The organism is Hymenobacter negativus (assembly GCF_017571495.1).
Classification (GTDB): domain Bacteria; phylum Bacteroidota; class Bacteroidia; order Cytophagales; family Hymenobacteraceae; genus Hymenobacter; species Hymenobacter negativus.
In genome coordinates this window covers 123,855-140,907 of record NZ_JAGETZ010000017.1, presented here as the reverse complement: position 1 = coordinate 140,907, position 17,053 = coordinate 123,855, and the positions used below count along the sequence as shown (strand labels likewise).

The window sequence follows — 17,053 nt, the reverse complement described above, 5'->3', positions numbered from 1 at the left end:
GCCCAGGCCGCCCGCGCGCTTCCACCCCCGGCATCAAAAAAAGCCCCCGACCTACTGGCCGGGGGCTTTTTTGTGAGTCAGCACGTAGTGCCCGCCCGGAAGCTTGCGCGGCGCTCAGGCCGGGAGCGGCAAAGCCGGGCAGCTACTCGCGCACCACGCGCACGGTGCTGCGGGCCCCGGCGGCACCTTCGGCTTCGAGCAGGTAGGTGCCGGCGGGCAGGCCGTTGAGAATGGTCGTTGATTCGCCGGTGATGGCGGTAGCCGTTGCCAGGGGGCGGCCCAGCACGTCGCGCACGGTTAGGCGCAGGGGCTGGCGGCTGGCGTTGCCGGCGACCAGGGTAAGCGGGCCGTTGGCCAGGGGGTTGGGGTAGGCATTCAAGCCACCCAGCTCGGTAGCCAGGGCGTTGCGGGTGGCTGTGAGCACCGAGGCCTCACGGGAGTAAACGACGGCATTCAGGGTCTGGTAGGTGGCGCTGGTGTAGCCAAACTCAGCCAGCGACTGACTGGAGCCGGCCCGGTAGAAATTATCGGAATAGTCGCTGCTGACCACGCCTTGCTGCACGCCCAGCACCTGGAGCAGCGCGGCCGGGGCGGGCTGGCCGCCCAGGTAAAAGCTGTCGACTTCGATGCTGCGCTGCCGACGCATGAGCACCGGGATGGCCGTCGATACCCCCGCCGAGGTGGGGATGCGCATGGTGCCCCAGCCGGCCACGCTGTCCACGATGGCAATGCGCTGCACCAACCGCAACGGCACCCGCGAGAGGCCCACCAAGCCTACCGTGAGCAGGCCGTAGGTGCCGTTGCGCTGGAACGAGCGGGTGACGGTGCCCACCGTGGTGGGGAAAACGAACACCGGCACGCTGACCGGCACGTTCTGGGCCGGCACCACCAGCGAGTCGGTAGGGCTGCCGGTGAGGGCGCCCAGCCCGAACCGCTGGGTGGCCAGCTCCGAGCCCAGCCCCGTCAGCCCGGTGGCGGTGTAGGCCTGGTGCACTTTGCCCTGCACCGTGAGCGGCCCCAGCGCCAGCGTGTAGTTGAACGTGCGGGTGGTGCCGGCAAAGACGGGCTGGCTGGGCGGGGCATTGTAGGTGTTCGTGAGCTGGCTGGTGGCGCTCAGGGCGCGGTAGTCCCAGGCCTGGTTGGCCCCGGTGGTGGGCGGCGTCACGCCCGTGATGCTGGCGCGGCTGTACTGCTCCACGGTGGTGGGCAAGGCCGGGAAATTGGCCTGGGTGATGGTGATGGGCGTTTGGGCCGAAGCCGAGAGGGCCGTGGCCAGCAGGCCCAGCGGGAGTAATGATGCTTTCATCGGTAACTGATTGGAGTAAAAAGTTCAGGCTATTCGCGCACCACTTTCACAGTGCGGCGGTGGTTGTTTTGGGTGATGCGCAGCACGTACACGCCGGAAGGCAGGGCAGCGGCCTCGGGCAGCGACACGGTGCTGCTTCCCGGCAGCAGCGCGGCGCGGCGGGTGAGCAGCGCGCGCCCCACGGCATCGTGGAGCATGATGGTGACCGGGCCGGCCTCGTCGGTGCGAATCAACAGGCTGAGGTCGGTGGCGAAGGGCTGCGGGTAGGCCTGCACGGACAGCCCTCTTTCGGCCGGCACCTGGATGGTGCGCACGGGCGAGTAGGCAAAGGTGCCGTCGCGGTCCACCTGCCGCAAGCGGTAGTAGATAATGGCAGCGGCGTAGCGGGCCAGGTTGGAGTCGGGCAGCGAATAGTCGTGGCGCTGGGCGCTGCTGCCCTGGCCAGCCACCGTGGCTATGCGGTGGTACGTGCGGCCGTCGGGGCTGGATTCTATCTCAAACCGGTCGTTGTTTTTCTCCGAGGCTGTGGTCCAGCGCAGCAGTCCATCGGTCCCCTGGCGCTCGGCCGTGAACGCCAGCAGCTCCACCGGCAGCGGGCTGGCAGGCGTGCTCACCGTGAAGCCGGCCAGGCTGGTGGTGCTGGCCGTGAGGCGGCGGGCGGTGCCGCTGGCCGGGCTGCCCAGGGCTTGCCAGCCCGCGCCCACGGCTGGCAGCTGGTACACTTGGCCCTGGCCGAAGGAGAGGCCGTTGTCGTCGTCGGCCAGCCAGCTCAGGGCGGTTTCCACGGCGGTGGTGGGGGCCTGGTCGGCCAGCACGGTCCAAAAGCGGTCGATGCTTTTCTGGCCGGGGGTGGCGGGGTTGGTGGCGTAGGTGGTGCCGGCAGCTTGCAGACCGGCGTGGCGCGTCACACGCACGGTGCCCAGGGCATTGCCGTTGGGGTTCAGCACGAAGCTGTTGCCAAAGTCAACCGGCGTGGTACCGGCCACGGCGGCGCGCTCGGCCAGCAGGTTGCCCTGCACGTAGCGGCCGGGCGCTTCGCCGGTGAGGGCAGCGCCAGCGGGCAGGCGCAGGGTGGCGGTGGGCGCGGTGCGCAGCAGGCCGGTGGTGAGGGTCAGCTGCTGGGTCACGGTGAGGTCGGTGAGCAGCAGCACGCGGTTGCTGCCGGCCGGGCCGGTGTTGCGCACCTCCAGGTTGGCGAGGGTGGCGCCGCCGGGCTTCACCGTCTGGTCGGTGGCACCGGTGAAAACAAGCCGGCCGCTGGCGGGCAGCACGGTCCCGTCGTTGGTGAAGTTGCCACCGACTGTCACGGTGCCGCCGGTGATGAGCGTGGCCCCGGCCTGGTTGATGAGCGCGTCGGGTATCACCACCGTTGCGCCGGCTTCCAAGGTGAGTTGGGTACCGGTGTTGGTGAGGTCCTGGGCGCGGGCCGTGGTGGCCCCGGCCAGCACCAGGACCACGACGAGGGCCACGGGTGGGGAAACATTGCGCACTACTTTACGGAAGCTTTAGCCCCGAGCAGGTTCTCCAGGGCTTGCAGGCGCTGGGCGAGGTCGGCGGTTTGCGTGCTGGCTTCGGCCCTGAATTGCCGGAGGTCGGCGTTCTGCTTTTGCAGTTCAGCCAGTTGGCGGGCCAGTTCCTGGGTGGCGCTCACGTTGAGCATGGCCAGGGCCTCGTAGTCCACCGTCCGCACATCGGCATGTTCCAGGCCGAACACGAACACCGACTAGCCGGCCAACTGCTGCGCGCCGCGCACCGTGAGGGTATTGCCGCGGGCGGCTTGCACCGTCCCGACCACTTCGCCGGCTTTGGTGATGAGCTTGAGGCGCTGGCCGGCCCGAGCGGCCGTGGCGGGGGCAGCGGGCAGGGTCAGTACCAGCAGCGAATCGGCCTGCGCCGTGGCCAAAACGGCATTCACGTACACATCGGGCAGGAAGCCGACGTGCTGGTTCACGGCCTGCGGAAAGATTTCTTCTACCTCCTGGGCGATGACTTTCTTGAACAGCCGCTGCCCGTACTGCACCTTGTCGCGCATGGTGTAGTCGGTGATGCGCAGCTTCGTCAGCAAACTCAAATCTGTGGCATTGTCGCTCAGGCCGATAATGGTTTTGAGGCGACGGTCGGAGGTGGCGTTGAACTCGTTGGCCAGCACCCGGCCGGTGGCGCGGATGCTCACCGGGCCGCCCTGGTTGGTGGCGTAGCCCGCCGTGCCGCTGCCGTTGAGGTAGCCATAGGATATGCCCGACGAGTTGACCGACCTCTGCACATCGAGCGGATAGTCGGGATTGGCCGTGCCAATGCCCACGCGGCCGCCCTGCGCATCGTCGGCCAGGATGGTGGTGCCGCGCAGGTAGTTTTTGTTGTCGCCGAAATAGCGAATCCAGGAGTCGCCGGGCAGGTGCACCGAACCATTGGGCACGTCCAGCGTCGAGACGGGGCTGGTGGTGCCGATGCCGATGCGGCCGGCGCTGGTCCAGTGCAGCACGGGGGTGTAGGTGCCCTGGTTGTAGCCCAGCTGGCCACCGTAGTAGCCAAAAAGCTGGGGACCATTCACACCCGCGTCGTAGCGCAGCTGGTGGTTGCCATCGTTGGGACCAAAGAGGTAGATGGGCTGCTGATTAAGCTTCAGCGGCTGGGTGGCGGTGTGGTTGCCCAGGTTGTCGCCGGGCACGGTCACGCTGCCGCCGGCGCTCAGGCTGAGGGTGGTGCCCACAATGCTCAGCTGCTGGTTATCGGAGTCGGTCACGCTGCCGCCGTTGCCCAGGCTGATGGTATTGCCCGACTTGCTCAGCTGCTGGTTGTCGGAATCGGTCACGCTGCTGCCGGTGCTCAGGCTGATGGTATTGCCGGTTTTGCTCAGCGTGGGCAGGGCCTGGCCCGCCAGGTTGCCGGTAGCATCGGTCATCAGCATCCGCGTGCCCGTGCCGGCCAGCCCGTCGAAGCGCACCGTGCTGCCGTTGCCGGCCACGTGGAGCGTGGCCTGGGGAGCAGCGGTGCCCACACCCACCTTTTGGCCGCCGACGTAGAAATTAGGCACCGGCTGAAGGGTGCTGGTGGTATAGCCAACCTCGAATAGTAAATCGAAGTCGCCACCGGGATAATTTCCTTGCCAGCCTATCCCCGCAGCGTAGGTATTGGAATTATTGAGGTACAGGTAGACATCTGCCCGCGTGTCGAACCCAAACGTATACATCCCGCCGCCCTGCACGCGCAAGCCGGGCGGAATAACAAAGGTGTTGACACCGTTCGCGAGCGTCACCTGTTGGCTGTAGATAAGCGGGTTGGCCGGCGTGTTGGCCTGCCCATCGCCCTGGTAGATGCGCAGCGTTTTCGTGAGCGGCACATATCCAGTCGTTGGGTAAACGCGCACCTGTATATAGTTCAGCTCAATATCCGTACCCGGCGGCGGCGTAGGGAGCGGAAAGGATTCTCCCATGTCGGTGAGGCGAAACGCCGTGTCATAAATTCCCCCAACCCCGGGGTTTCCTTCCGTGCGCGGGGTGGCGTCCGGCACGGGAATGGGCGGGGTAGCCACTTTCAGCTCGCCCTGCATGTCCAGCTGCGCAGTGGGCGTCACGCCCCCCAGGCCCACGTTGCCGCCAGCATTCACCAGCAGGCCCTTGGTGCCGCCGCCCACCAACAGGTTGCCGTTGAGGTTGAGCGGCTGGGTAGCGGTGTGGTTGCCCAAGTTGTCGCCGTTGCCGGTGGCACCCAGCACCGCCCACGCCGTGCCCGAGTAGTACCAGAAACCGGGCTGCGAGCCATCGGTCTGGAACACGAGCAGGCCCGGGGCCGGCGTCTGGATGGCGGCGCGCTGGGCGGCCGTCATGCGCGGCGCCAGCAGGCCTTTGGTGCTGGAGGTAAGGTCGAGCAGGGCCGAGGCGTTTGGCGTGGCCGTGCCGATGCCCACGCCCCCGGTCTGAGCCTGGGCGGCCTGGTGCAGGCCGAGGGCGAGGCCCAGCCCCAGCAGAGTGCGGCGTACAGTTTGGTTCATATAAGCAGATAAGCAGAGGTAAGAAATACCGGCAGGATGGTATTCAGCTGCAAAGCTCCGCCGGCCCACCACCGGCTCGCAAACCGCGTATGTACCTCATTTGAGGACTGTCCGGGCTTTTCCCGCTAAAACCCTAACATTCCAAGCCCATACCTCATTTGAGGGCATTGCCGCAGTTGGCGGCCGCGCCGCGCCCCCAGACCTTTGCCGGATGAAATCTATCCGCCTTGCCATCGTCGAAGACGACCCCGAAGTACGCGAGCTGCTGCACGGCTACCTCTGCCGCCAGCCCGAATTCGACTGCGTGCTGCTGGCCGATTCCGTCGAGGCCTTTTTCGCCGAGCTGACCGACGTGCGCCAGCCGCCGGAAATCATTCTGCTCGACATCCACCTGCCCGGCATGAGCGGCATTGAGGCGCTGCCTTTCATCAAGCAGCGCCTACCCGATACCGACGTGCTCATGCAAACCGTGTTCGACGATGCCGACCGCATCTACCAAGCCCTTTGCGCCGGGGCCAGCGGCTACGTGCTCAAGCACATGTCGCTGCCCGAGCTGAAGGAGGCCGTGCTGGAAGTGCACCGCGGCGGCGCACCCATGAGCCGCTCGGTGGCCCGCAAGGTGCTGGCCCACTTCAAGCCCACGCCCTCGGTGCAGACCGACCTGCTTTCCGACCGCGAGCGCGACGTGGTGCAGGCCGTGGTGGATGGCCTGAGCGACAAGCAGGTGGCCGCCCGCCTGGAGCTGTCCGTTGAAACGGTGCGCACCTACGCCAAACGCATCTACAAAAAGCTGCAGGTCAGCGGCCGCTCCGAGCTCATGAGCCGCTCGGCGCGGGGCCAGCTGTGAGGGCCAGCGGTTGCGCACATAAGAAAAGAACGGTCATGCTTCGACTGCACTCAGCACAGCTGGTCAGAAGTGTTTTTGGCGAGCTCAACCAGCTTCTATTTTTCCTGACGGTTGGTTGAGTTTCCACCGCTGCGAGATGGGTTGGCTACCCTCAGCATGCCCCCCGCGAGCTGCTTCGCACCCGTCTGCTCCTTCCTATCCCGGCCACATTTCCCTGCATTTATGCCATCAGGCTACTACTCATTCCGCGCCCTGCTAGTGGCTCCTACCCTGCTTGCCACAACTCCAGCCGCCCGTGCGCAGCTGCCCTACGCCGCGAACACCACCGACACCACGGGCACGGTTATCTCCACCGGCGGCGTGGTGTACGGCAACAACACCAACCTGCTGGCCGGCACGGCCGGGGCCGAGTACCGCCTGGCTATCACGAACTAGCGGGCGCTACCGGCACAATACCGGCCCCCGGCTTCAGTGGCACGGTGAGGGCTACCGTGAAGCCGCTGCCGTCCGCATCCGGCCCCGCCACCAGAGTGCCGTGCAGGGCTTGGGCGCGCTGGCGCATACTGCGCAGGCCCAGGCCGCTGCTCTTGCAGGCGGCGGGGGTGGGGCGGCCGTTGTCGCGCACCAGCAGGCGCAACTCACCCGCCGCGCAGGCCAGCGTCACCCACAGGTCGGGGGCGGCGTGGGCGTGGCGCACGGCGTTGGTCACGGCTTCCTTAAAGATGAGGAACAGGTGCTGCCGCAGCTCCGAAGCCAGCGGCTGCTCGTCGGTGAGGCCGGTCACGGTCAGGTGGGTGTTGAGGCCGGCGGCAGCGGCGCTTTGGTCCACGTGCTCACGCATGCGGTCGAGCAAGGCCCCGGCGGTATCGGCATGAGCATCAATACCCCATACAATGTCGCGCATGGTGCCGGCGGCGGCACGGGCATTGGCCAGCAGCCGGTCGAGGGCCGGGCTTTCGACGGGCTGGTTTTGGCGCAGTACATCGGCCTGCATGCTCACGCGAGCCAGCAGCGTCCCCACTTCATCATGCAGGTCGGCCGCAATGCGGGAGCGCAGGCGCTCCTCGCGCATAACCCGCGCCAGTCGGCGGCGCTGGCTCAGGTAGGCCAGCCCGCCGGCCGTGGCCAGCGCCCCGGCCACGAGCAGCAGCACCAGGGCCTGCAAGCGGCCGCGCTGCTGGCTGGCTTGTAGGGCCTGTACTTGGTTTTGCTGGGTGAGGGCCCGGATGCGCAGTTCCTTCTGCTCGCTATCAAACCGCACGCGCAGGGCGGCAATTTCTTCGCTTTTAGCGGTGTTCACAAGGCTGTCGTGCACCGCAATGAAGTGCTTTTGCCAAACGTAGGCCTGCCGAAAGTCACCCTGTTGCTGGCTGGTGGCAGCCAGGTCACTGTAACAATCCGCAATTACCTCGTCGTTGCTGCTCTGCCGGGCGTAGGCCAGGCCGCGTTGAGAGGCAGCCTGGGCTGCCGTAAAATGTCCCAGCGCCAGCTCGATTCCGCCCAGCAGGGCATAGTTCACGCCCAAGTAATAGGTGTTGTTCGAGGCAGCCGCCAGTTGGCTCGACTGCTGGGCATAGCGGCGGGCCAGGGCCCAATGGCGCTGGTCGTTGGCAAGCTGGGCCAGGTTGGTCAGGCAGCTGGTTTGGCCCAGTTGGTTGCCCAGGGAGTCATACAAGAACAAGGCGCGCTGCAGCCGGGTGTGGGCCGGCTTGGTTTGACCGCGTAGACGCAGCACGTTGCCCAAGTTCCCGGTGAACAGTGCCACATCGGCGGCCGAATGCCGCTGGCGGGCCTGGGCTAGCCCCTGTTCCAGGTAGCGCTGGGCTTCGGGATACTCCTTCTGCATCAGGTGCAGGCTGGCCAGGCCATTGTAGGCAAAGCCGATAATCTGCGCGTCAACCGGCGGCTGCTGGGCCAGCTTCAGCGCAGCCTGGAAGTATTGGGTACCGCCCAGAAAGTCTGCTCCGTACATGGCACAGTTGCCCAGGTCGTTCAGGCACTTTAGCTGGCCCCGGCGGTAGTGCAGGCGGCGGGCCAGGGCCAGGCCGCGCTCACCGTAAGCAATGGCCTGCCTGAGGTCGGAGTTGCTCAGCTGCCAGCACAGCTCATCCAGCACCAGCACGCGGCTGGTGTCGGCCGGCAGCGCAGCCAGGCGGGTCCGCAAGCTGTCGATGCCCGGCGGCTCATTGGGCACTCCCGTGGCCCAGGTAACCCGGCTGCCAATCAGCAGGCCAGCTACGAGACCATACAGGCGGAGTAGGTTCATGGGTTGGGCTTGGTAGAATAGCCCGCAAAGCTACCGGCTTGCCAAGATATCACCGATACTGGGCGGCTCGGAAATGGCCCGAAGCTGTTCCTAATGACAGCGGCTCCGTTTCAGTCAGGCGGTCAGCTTGCGCAGGCGCAGGCCAAAGCCGCAGTTGGTTTGCGGCACCGTAAGGGCCAGGACAGGCAGCGCAGCAGCCAGAGCAGTCGTGGCGCGAGCCGGCCGCCGCTCAACGCTAGCTGGCCGGCTACCAGAGCTGCCTGGCCCAGGTGCAAGCCCGCCACAACGCCCTGCCCGCCTACTTCCGCGCCCGGCTATTAAAAAAGCCCTATCCGAATGGCTGAGGGCTTTTTTAATGGGCAATAAGGCTCGGCTCCTATTCCACCGTCAGGCGCACCGCCTTTGCGCCGGCGCGCACTACGTACACGCCCGCCGGCAGCCCGACCGGCAGCAGCAGCGTGGCCGTGCCCGCCGCATCGGCAGTAGCGGTAGCTACCAGGCGGCCCAGCGCGTCGGTCACCGTTACCACGGTGCCGGGTAGCGCACCCGTGAGCGTGGACACTTGGCCGTGGGCCGGGTTGGGGTACAGGTCCAGGCCGGCCGCTACGCCCTTCAGGGCCACGGTGCGCACGGGCGAGTAAGCGGCCGTGCCGTCCAGGTCCACCTGGCGCAGGCGGTAGTAGAGAAGGGCCGCGCCGGTGGGCAATTGCGCGTCGGGCAGCTCGTAGCGGCGGGCACTGCTGCTGGTACCTGCGGCGGCCACCATCCCAATGCGGGCAAACGTGCGGCCGTCGAGGCTGCGCTCCACCTCGAAGGCTTGGCTGTTCTTTTCGGAGGCCGTGGCCCAGGCCAGACGCACGGCGGCGCCCTCGGGTGTGGCCGTGAAGGCCGTCAGCTCCACGGGCAACGGGGTGGCGGCACTGGCACTCAGGCCCTGCTGTTGGGCGGCCACGTAGGTCCAGGGGCCGTAGCGCAAGCGGCTGGCTGTGCCGCCCACACCATTGGTGGGTGTGGTGGCGGCCAGGGGCGAGCTGGCGTATTCCAGACGCGCCCGCACCCGGCTGGCGCGGCCGGCTTTGGTCACGAGGGTTTTGAGCTCGGTAGCCGTGCCAGTGGCGGGCAGCGCCGTCCAGGCGCCTCGGCCGGTATAGGCCGTGGAGTTGGCCAGGCGTGCGGACTGCGAGAAGCTCTGGCCCTGCCCCACCACTTCCCATACTATCCGGGCCTGGATGCGGCCGACCGAATTGCGGGCCATCAGGCCGACGCCGAATTGCGCGTTGGCCCGGTTGCTGGCGCTGATGGGACTGCTCAGGTTGGTATTGTAAAGGCGTAGGGCACCGGCGCGAGCTACGCCTTGGTTGCCCCGGTAGCAGTAGGCCCGGCCCGCACCGGTGAAGCTGGTGGCCGCCACCAGCACATCGGCGTAGCCATCGCCGTCCACGTCGCCGGCCCCGGCCGTGCTCCAGCCAAAGCTATTGCCATTGGCCGCACTGGGCTCCGTGAGAGTGGTAGGCGCGCTGACCAGCCCGGTGCTACTGCCCAGGTAGTAATAGGCCCGGCCCTGGGCGCTGCTGGTGCCCGTAGCGGTCACTAGCACGTCGGCGTAGCCATCTCCATTCACGTCGCCCGCGCCGGCCACACTAAAGCCAAAGTTGTCGAGGTTGGCGGCGCCAGGCTCGGTGAGGGTGGTGGGCGTAGCGGCCAGCCCAGTGCTACTGCCCGGATAGAAGTAGGCCCGGCCCTGGGCGCTGCTGGTGCCGTAGGCCGCCACCAGTACATCGGCGTAGCCGTCGCCGTTTACATCGCCGGCCCCGGCCAGGCATTGGCCGAAACGGTCGTTGTTGGCCGCGCCGGGCTCGGTGAGGGTAGTAGGAGTGCTGGCCAGCCCGCTGCCGCTACCCAGGTAGAAATAAGCCCGGCCCTGGTTGTTGCTGGTGCCATTGGCTCCTACCAGCACATCAGCGTAGCCGTCGCCGTTTACGTCGCCCGCCCCGGCCACCCGGTAGCCGAAGCCGTTGGTGTTGGCTGCACCGGGCTCGGTAAGGGTGGTGGGCGTGCTGGCCAGCCCCGTGCTGCTGCCCCGGTAGAGGTAGGCCTGGCCCTTGTTGCCGCTGCGGTAAGCTCCGACGAGCACGTCGGCGTAGCCGTCGCCGTTCACGTCCCCCGCGCTGGCCGTGCTCCACCCAAAATAGTTGTTGGTGGCCGCACCGGGCTCCGTGAGGGTGATAGTGGGCGTGGTGGTCAGACCCGTGCTACTGCCCAGGTAGAGGTAGGTCCGGCCCTGGCTGTTGCTGGTGCCGTAGGCCCCGACGAGCACGTCGGCGTAACCATCCCCGTTCACATCGCCGGCCCCGGCCACGCTGTAGCCAAAGTAGTTGTTGTTGGCGGCGCCAGGTTCGGCGAGGGTGGCAATGGGGTTGGCGGCCAGCCCCGTGCTGCTGCCCAGGTAGAGGTAGGCCCGGCCCTGGCCGCTGCCAGTGCCATAGGCTCCTACCAGCACGTCGGCATAGCCGTCGCCATTTACGTCACCCGCGTTGGACGTGCTCAAGCCAAAGTAGCTGGTGCTGGATGCGCTAGGCTCGGTGAGGGCAGTGGGCGTGGCGGCCAGGGCGGCCGGGCTGCCGTAGTAGGCGTAAGCCCGGCCGGTATTGCTGGCGTACAAGGGGGCGCCCACCAGCACATCGCCGTAGCCGTCGCCGTTGGCATCGCCCCCACTCAGGCTGCTGCCGAACTTGTCGCCGGCCGTTGCGCCGTCGAGAATCTGTGGCATGTTGCTGATGGTGCTGAGCACGGCCGCGCCGAGGCTCACGTACACCCGGCCCTTATTGCCGGCGTAGGCGGGGGCACCCACCACGAAGTCGGCATAGCCGTCGCCGTTGAGGTCGCCGGCTCCGCTCACGGCTTGGCCGAAACTCTCACCGGGCTCGGCCGTGCTGAAGACAGCGGCCTGCGTGGAGGTCCCCGACAAGCTGGTGCTGCCCAAAAACAGGTACACCGAGCCCGAGGTGCCATCGCCCGGCGCACCCAACAGCACGTCGGTCAGGCCGTCGCCGTTCACGTCGCCGGGTCCGGCCACGCTGGTACCGGCGGTGCTGCCGCCCGTGGGCGTGAGGTAGAAGGCAGAAAAACCGTTAAAGGCGGTGCTATTGGCACCCCGCACAACAAGGGCAGAACTCACCCCGGGCGCACCCACGGCCAGGTCGGCGTAGCCATCCCCATTGGTATCGCCCAGGCCGGTGAGGCTGGCCCCCAAGTGGTAGTTAGCCGCCCCACCCACCGTGGCCGTGGTAATGCCCACGCTCAGGCTGGCGTTTCCAAAAAAGATACGGATAGAGCCGGTATTCGTCGACCCGGCATCATAGTCGGGGCCGCCGCTCGCAAAGTCGTCGTAGCCGTCGCCGTTGAGGTCGCCCACCCCGGCCACGGCCGTCCCACCGCGCGAGTTGGTGAAACCGGCGGCGGCGGCGGCGCTGGGGTTCGAGTTGGTGAAAAAGTTGGCGCTGCCCGCGTATATGTACACCACGCCCGCGTTATTACCGCTGATGGTGAAGCCCGCCCCCCCTATCAAAAGGTCGCCGTAGCCGTCGCCGTTGAAGTCGCCCGCCCCGGCCACACTGCTACCCAAGTTATTGCCGGCGGCACCGTTGATGACGAAGGCCACCGTCGGCACCAGGCCTGTGCTGCTGCCTTTATATAGCAATGCCACCCCGGCGCCGCCATTGTAGCCGGGTGCGCCCACCGCCAGGTCGCCGTAGCCGTCCCCGTCGAGGTCGCCCACCAGGGCCACGCTCGTGGCAAAGGCATCACCCGCATTCGCCCCGGTGAGGGTGGTACCGGCCGTGCTGGCCAGTGGGTCGATGGTGAGCGGGTAGCGGGCCTCTGCATCGTCGACCTCCAGGGCTAGGGCGGTGCCGCCGCTGCCCAGGCGCAGGTGGGCCGGCAGCGTGCGCCCGGTAGCGTCCCAGGCCCGCAGGCTGGCGTAGCGCAGCACCGCGGCATTGCCCTCGCCCTGGCTGAACACCACAGCCGAGTCGCCGGCCAGCCGGGCGTGCAGGGCGGTAGCCACCACCAGCTGCACCTGCACCGGCCCGATGCCGGCTGGCCGTGCCGCCAGCCGGAAGGTCTGCCGCACACCGGCTTCAGTGTTGTCGTAATCCACGGCAAAGCCGGGCTGCTGATAGGTGGCGTGGCCGTCGGCCAGGGTAGGCCGGACCAGGGTGTCGGCTACCGGCCGCAGGGCCAGCGCCCCCGCCCGGCCAATGCCGCGCAACGTCCAGCGGACCTGCCAGGCCGGCGCGGTGCCATCGGTGGTGCGGGACGCTACGGTGTAGCTGCTGGCGCTGAGCCGGGCCCCCAGGCGCTGGCGGTAGTTATCGGCCGTGAGGCCAGCCGCCTTGGCGGGGGTGAGGCAAAACGAACGGTGGCGCACGTCGGCCAGAATGCTGGTCAGGGCCCCGTGGCTGGTATCAGCGGGCGCTGGCCGGGCCGATTGGGATGCCCCGAAAACGATAGCCCCTGCCGGATGAGCAGCGGCCTGCGGGGCTCTGGTATGGCGTACCAACTTGGGAGTCGGATGATGGGTACAAGCCGCCAGCAATGGCAGCAGCGCCAGCACCGGGCCAGCCAGCAGGGTACGCATAAGCCGGGCCATCACAGCGCCACGCTGAAAGACAGAATAGAAGTTTGTCATCGGTAAAGCAAAAATGATTGATGAGGCAAGCGCGGCACGTTCCCTGACTAAGGCAGCCTTCCGAAGCCAGAGCAGCAACGGCAGCGAGGCAGAACACCGGAAAAAGCAGGTCCGGGCATAGACCATTTCTCAGGCAAAATTGCAAGATATCCGGGCCACCAATGGCCGAATTCCTGCCATTTTTCAGTTAGGATGTGCTTCTGGGCGCTTTTTGGCAGGGAATTGCCCCTAGCCTAGCCAGCCGCTCGCCAAAGCCGCTCGAAACGGACGCGCGCAACGGCAGCTACCAGTTGGCTACGCACGCGGCCCCCGGTAGTCGGCGGGACGGCGGCCAAACCGCTCGACGTACACGGAACTGAAGTACTTGGCCGAGGCAAAGCCCACGGCGGCGGCCACGTCGGCCACCGTCCTGAAGTTGCCGGTTTCGAGCATCTGCCGGGCCTGGTTCAGGCGCAGCTCGCGCAGCCAGGCCGCTGGCGTGAGGCCGGCCAACTCGCCCAGGCGACGGTACAAAGTGCGCTCGCTCAGGAAGAGCAGGCGGGCCAGCTCAGTCGGGCCGAAGTGCTCATCGGCAAGGTGCGCGGCCACCTGCGCCTGCCAGCTTGCCAGTTGCCCACCCGCCTCGGGCAGGGTCGCGGGCTCTTCGAGTACCGTCGTCGTGGCCGGGGCGGCCTTTGCCAGGGCTACCGCTGCTGGAACCGATGCAACGGCGGGCTCGTCCGGGGCCTCCTCCGGCAGGGTGGCGAAGTGACGGCGCACGGAGTGGCGGGCCAGCAACGCCCGCACACGAGCCAGCAACTCGTCGGCCACGAAGGGCTTGGTCAGGTAGTCATCCACGCCCACGGTTAGGGCGGCCTGGCGGTGGGCCTCGTCGGCCCGGGCCGTGAGCATGAGCACGGGCACTCCGGCCTGGGACGGGTCGGCTTTGAGGCGGGCCAGCAGCTCGGTGCCGCTCAGGCGCGGCATCATGGCATCGGTGGTAATCAGGTCGACGGGTGCCTCGCGGGCCAGCAGCTCCAGGGCCGCCTGGCCGTCGGTGGCCACCAGCACCTCGCAGGTCGGGCTCAGCAGCTCGCGCAGGTAATCGCGCAGGTCGGGTTGGTCTTCCACCACCAGCACCCTGGGGAGGGAGTTTTTGGAGGATTGACTGTTGCGAGTTGCGTTTTGAGGCGGGTGGGTTAGGAGATGAGCGTCACCAGTTGATGAAGAAAACCCGGGAAGAGCTAAGTCAGCAGCTTCGCCCGGCTTCGCGTCGGCTTCTCCAGGTTCCAACTCGAAACTCCTGGCACTCAATTCTTCTTCAACTTCTAATGCCTCACGCTTCGCTCCTGACTCACCTCCCTCAACCTCCTGGGCGGTGAAAGCCAAGGTAAACGCTGCTCCCGCGCCCGGCTGGCTGACCAGCGTGAGGGTGCCGCCCAACAGCGTAGCCAGCTCGCGGCTCAGGGCCAGGCCCAGGCCGGTGCCGCCCTGGGCCTGATTCTGCGGGCTCTGGTAAAACCGCTCAAAGACCCGCTCATGCTCGGTCGCGGTCAGGCCGGGGCCGGTGTCGCGCACAGTCAGGATGCAGCGGCCAGCGGGACCGAGCAGGGTGGCTTCTACCGTTACGGTGCCGCCAGTTGGCGTATGGTTCAGCGCATTGCTGAGCAGATTGGTTAGAATTTGCTCCACCTTATCGGCATCCATTAGCAAGCACAGCCCCTCGGGCAGCGGGGCCGGGCCCAGCAGGTGCAGGCCGCGCTCGGTGGCCAGCGACTCAAACTGCCCTACTACCCGGCGCAGCCACGGGGCCACGGCCGTAGGCGCGGCCTGCACCGGCAGCCGGCCAGCTTGCAGCTTGGTCAGGTCCAGGATGCGGTCTACGAGTTCGCTGAGGCGCCGGGCCTGGCGGTGAGCCAGGGCCACGGGGGCACGCACGGCCGCGGGCAGGGGCTGCGCCGGGTCGGCCAGCACCGAGTCGAGGGGAGCCAGCACCAGGGTCAGGGGCGTGCGCAGCTCATGGCTGACGTTGGCAAAGAACTGGTTTTTGGCCGCATCCAACTCACCCAGGCGCAGGGCCTGGGCTTTGAGCTGCTGCTGCTGGGCGGCCAGCACGAGGTTGGTGCGCCGCAGCCGGCGGGTAGTGCGCCAGAGCAGCACGGCTAGCCCGCCCAGCCCCGCCAGGCCCACCAGCAGGCTGCCCAGCACCGTGCGCTGCTGCTGTACCTGGGCGGTGGTGCGCCGCTGGACGCGGCCCAGGCGCGCAAGGCGGGTTTGCTGGACGTGGTCGACCTGCTCAAACTCGTACCGGGCCACGCGGGTAGCCACCTGCGCGGCCTGCAAGGTATCGGCCAGGGCCAGGGCGGCCAGGCTGTAGGTGGCAGCCTGGCCGCCCTGGCCCTGCTGCCGGCAGCTGGTAGCCAGCCCGCGCAGGTAGGTGAGGCAGAGGGCCGCCTGGTGCTCTTGCCGCGCCTGGCGCAGGGCGGCCTCCCAGGCTCGCAGGGCCAGCGCACCCTGGCCGGTGGCAGCGTAGTAGTGGGCCCAAGTGGCCTGCAGCTCGCAGTAGCCAGCGTAGGACCGGAGCGGCAGGTGCAGCGAATCGGCCAGGTGTTGGCCGGCTACTAAGGGGATGCGGGCAGCGGCCGGGCGGCCCAGGGCCAGCAAGATGGCACTTTGCTGCACCAGGGCCAGGGCGCGGTCGTAGGCCGACACGGTAGCCGGGGGGTGGTACGGGCGCAGGGCGTTGGCATTGTAGCGCAGGGCCTCGGTGTAGCGCCCCAGCTGGAAGCAGGCCCGCGCCAAGGTGTGGTTCATGGCCCCGTAGTAGGTTTCGGGGGCCACACCGGGCAGGGTCAGCGCCTTTTGCAGGTAATCCAGGGCGCGGGCATGGTTGCCCCACTCGGTATACATGATGCCGATGGCCCCCAACTCATTATAATACCGGAAGGCCGAGCAAGTGCGAAACAGCTCAGCAGCGCGCAGTCGTTGGCTGATGGCTTGGTTGTAATCGCCCATCGCCCCGTAGTAGCTGCCCAGCATGCGGTAGCAGATGGCGGTGTTCATCACGTTGCCGTGCTGCTGCTCATAGGCTAGCCGCCGCGTGAAGAATGCCCGGTTAGCCTCCGGCTGCTTCAACTCGGCATTGACGGCCTTTATCCACTCTAACAGGTAGGGCTGCGGCCCGCTGCCCAACGCATCGTAGGCACGCAGAGCCGCGAGCAGGGTGTCGCGCATGGCTAGCAGGCGAGGCTCCGACTGCACCGCCAACTCATCAAACGCTACCACCTGCCGTAATGGCACCTGCTCGGGGTAGTGCAGGCGGGTGGCCAGCCGCAGGGCCTCGCGGTGCTCAAGCAGCAGGGCAGGCAGCGCCTCCTGCGACAAGTCGGTGAGGTGGAAGAGGTGGGTAAGGGTTTGCAGGCGCAGGGTATCGGCGTGCTGCCCGGTCAGCATTTGCCGAAGCGAGTCGTTGCGGGCATCCCAATAGGCATGGCCGAGTGGCACGGCTCGCAGCCGGCGCTGGTAACCGGCTACCTGGGCCGGGCTGGGCGCGGGCGGGCCGGCCGAAACCAGCCCCGATAGCAGAAGCAGTGTGCCCAGCACCCAGCCAGCCAGCGGCATACGCCGGCTGGAAACTCGCAGTCGGAATAGCGCAAGGAGGTAAAGCATAGAGGCTCCGCAACGAACAGAGCATCATGCCCCACCGTAAATGGCTGTCAAAAGTACGGAATGCAGCGCAAGCACGGGTATATAGTAGCTGACATGTCGGCGCGGCGCTACCCTACCCCGCGCCTGCGTTTCCCCCTCCGACAGCCAGTCGCCACCGCCCGGCCTCGAAGGTTTCCAGGATGGCTGTGGCTTGGGCTTTCAGGCTCTGCTGCTCAAGATGCCGAACTCAGTCGGAGCGTTGGGCTCGATGGTGCCGATGCCTATGGAGTCCGTCTGGACGTGGGCAGGTTGGGGAGGCCAATAGC

9 protein-coding genes are annotated in these 17,053 nt (G+C 67.2%); 2 read left to right on the top strand and 7 right to left on the bottom strand.

Annotation, left to right across the window (positions count from 1 at the left end; all coding sequences use genetic code 11):
• Positions 1–142: 142 nt before the first annotated feature.
• From J4E00_RS25765 to J4E00_RS25750, 4 genes are read right to left on the bottom strand one after another with little or no spacing between them, the layout of a single operon-like run.
• A complete protein-coding gene (locus J4E00_RS25765; RefSeq protein ID WP_208178223.1) occupies positions 143–1,306 on the bottom strand; it encodes a T9SS type A sorting domain-containing protein in 1,164 nt (387 codons plus the stop codon).
• 29 nt (positions 1,307–1,335) lie between these two features.
• On the bottom strand, positions 1,336–2,796 hold the full coding sequence (locus tag J4E00_RS30120) for a T9SS type A sorting domain-containing protein (protein ID WP_208178222.1): 1,461 nt from the start codon (positions 2,794–2,796) through the stop codon (positions 1,336–1,338).
• Complete coding sequence (locus tag J4E00_RS25755; protein ID WP_208178221.1) at positions 2,796–3,020, bottom strand: hypothetical protein; 225 nt, start codon at positions 3,018–3,020, stop codon at positions 2,796–2,798. The genes J4E00_RS30120 and J4E00_RS25755 overlap by 1 nt, the downstream gene beginning before the upstream one ends.
• A gap of 9 nt (positions 3,021–3,029) precedes the next feature.
• Complete coding sequence (locus J4E00_RS25750; RefSeq protein WP_208178220.1) at positions 3,030–5,297, bottom strand: tail fiber domain-containing protein; 2,268 nt, start codon at positions 5,295–5,297, stop codon at positions 3,030–3,032.
• A gap of 211 nt (positions 5,298–5,508) precedes the next feature.
• Here J4E00_RS25750 and J4E00_RS25745 point away from each other — a divergent pair, with 211 nt between their 5' ends.
• Together J4E00_RS25745 and J4E00_RS25740 are read left to right on the top strand one after the other, a co-directional pair.
• Entirely contained in the window at positions 5,509–6,144 is a 636-nt protein-coding gene (locus J4E00_RS25745; protein ID WP_208178219.1) for a response regulator transcription factor, read from the top strand.
• Between the two features lie 222 nt (positions 6,145–6,366).
• A complete protein-coding gene (locus J4E00_RS25740; RefSeq protein WP_208178218.1) occupies positions 6,367–6,579 on the top strand; it encodes a hypothetical protein in 213 nt (70 codons plus the stop codon).
• Here the strand turns inward: J4E00_RS25740 and J4E00_RS25735 are convergent.
• The 3 genes from J4E00_RS25735 to J4E00_RS25725 all read right to left on the bottom strand — a co-directional run bounded on the left by J4E00_RS25735 (position 6,569) and on the right by J4E00_RS25725 (position 16,748).
• Positions 6,569–8,410 (bottom strand): tetratricopeptide repeat protein, encoded by a 1,842-nt coding sequence (locus tag J4E00_RS25735; protein WP_208178217.1) that lies wholly within the window; start codon positions 8,408–8,410, stop codon positions 6,569–6,571. The two genes, J4E00_RS25740 and J4E00_RS25735, sit on opposite strands and share 11 nt — an antisense overlap.
• Before the next feature lie 376 nt (positions 8,411–8,786).
• The gene (locus J4E00_RS25730) at positions 8,787–13,100 is read right to left on the bottom strand and encodes an FG-GAP-like repeat-containing protein (protein ID WP_208178216.1); all 4,314 of its coding nucleotides are present in this window, start codon (positions 13,098–13,100) and stop codon (positions 8,787–8,789) included.
• A gap of 294 nt (positions 13,101–13,394) precedes the next feature.
• On the bottom strand, positions 13,395–16,748 hold the full coding sequence (locus J4E00_RS25725; protein ID WP_208178215.1) for an ATP-binding protein: 3,354 nt from the start codon (positions 16,746–16,748) through the stop codon (positions 13,395–13,397).
• Positions 16,749–17,053: the final 305 nt, after the last annotated feature.

Bases quoted from the DNA above. Each gene is read 5' to 3' on its own strand.
- J4E00_RS25765 (WP_208178223.1), bottom strand. From the start codon at position 1,306: ATGAAAGCATCATTACTCCCGCTGGGCCTGCTGGCCACGGCCCTCTCG.
- J4E00_RS25750 (WP_208178220.1), bottom strand. From the start codon at position 5,297: ATGAACCAAACTGTACGCCGCACTCTGCTGGGGCTGGGCCTCGCCCTC.
- J4E00_RS25745 (WP_208178219.1), top strand. From the start codon at position 5,509: ATGAAATCTATCCGCCTTGCCATCGTCGAAGACGACCCCGAAGTACGC.
- J4E00_RS25740 (WP_208178218.1), top strand. From the start codon at position 6,367: ATGCCATCAGGCTACTACTCATTCCGCGCCCTGCTAGTGGCTCCTACC.
- J4E00_RS25735 (WP_208178217.1), bottom strand. From the start codon at position 8,410: ATGAACCTACTCCGCCTGTATGGTCTCGTAGCTGGCCTGCTGATTGGC.
- J4E00_RS25730 (WP_208178216.1), bottom strand. From the start codon at position 13,100: ATGACAAACTTCTATTCTGTCTTTCAGCGTGGCGCTGTGATGGCCCGG.
- J4E00_RS25725 (WP_208178215.1), bottom strand. From the start codon at position 16,748: ATGCTTTACCTCCTTGCGCTATTCCGACTGCGAGTTTCCAGCCGGCGT.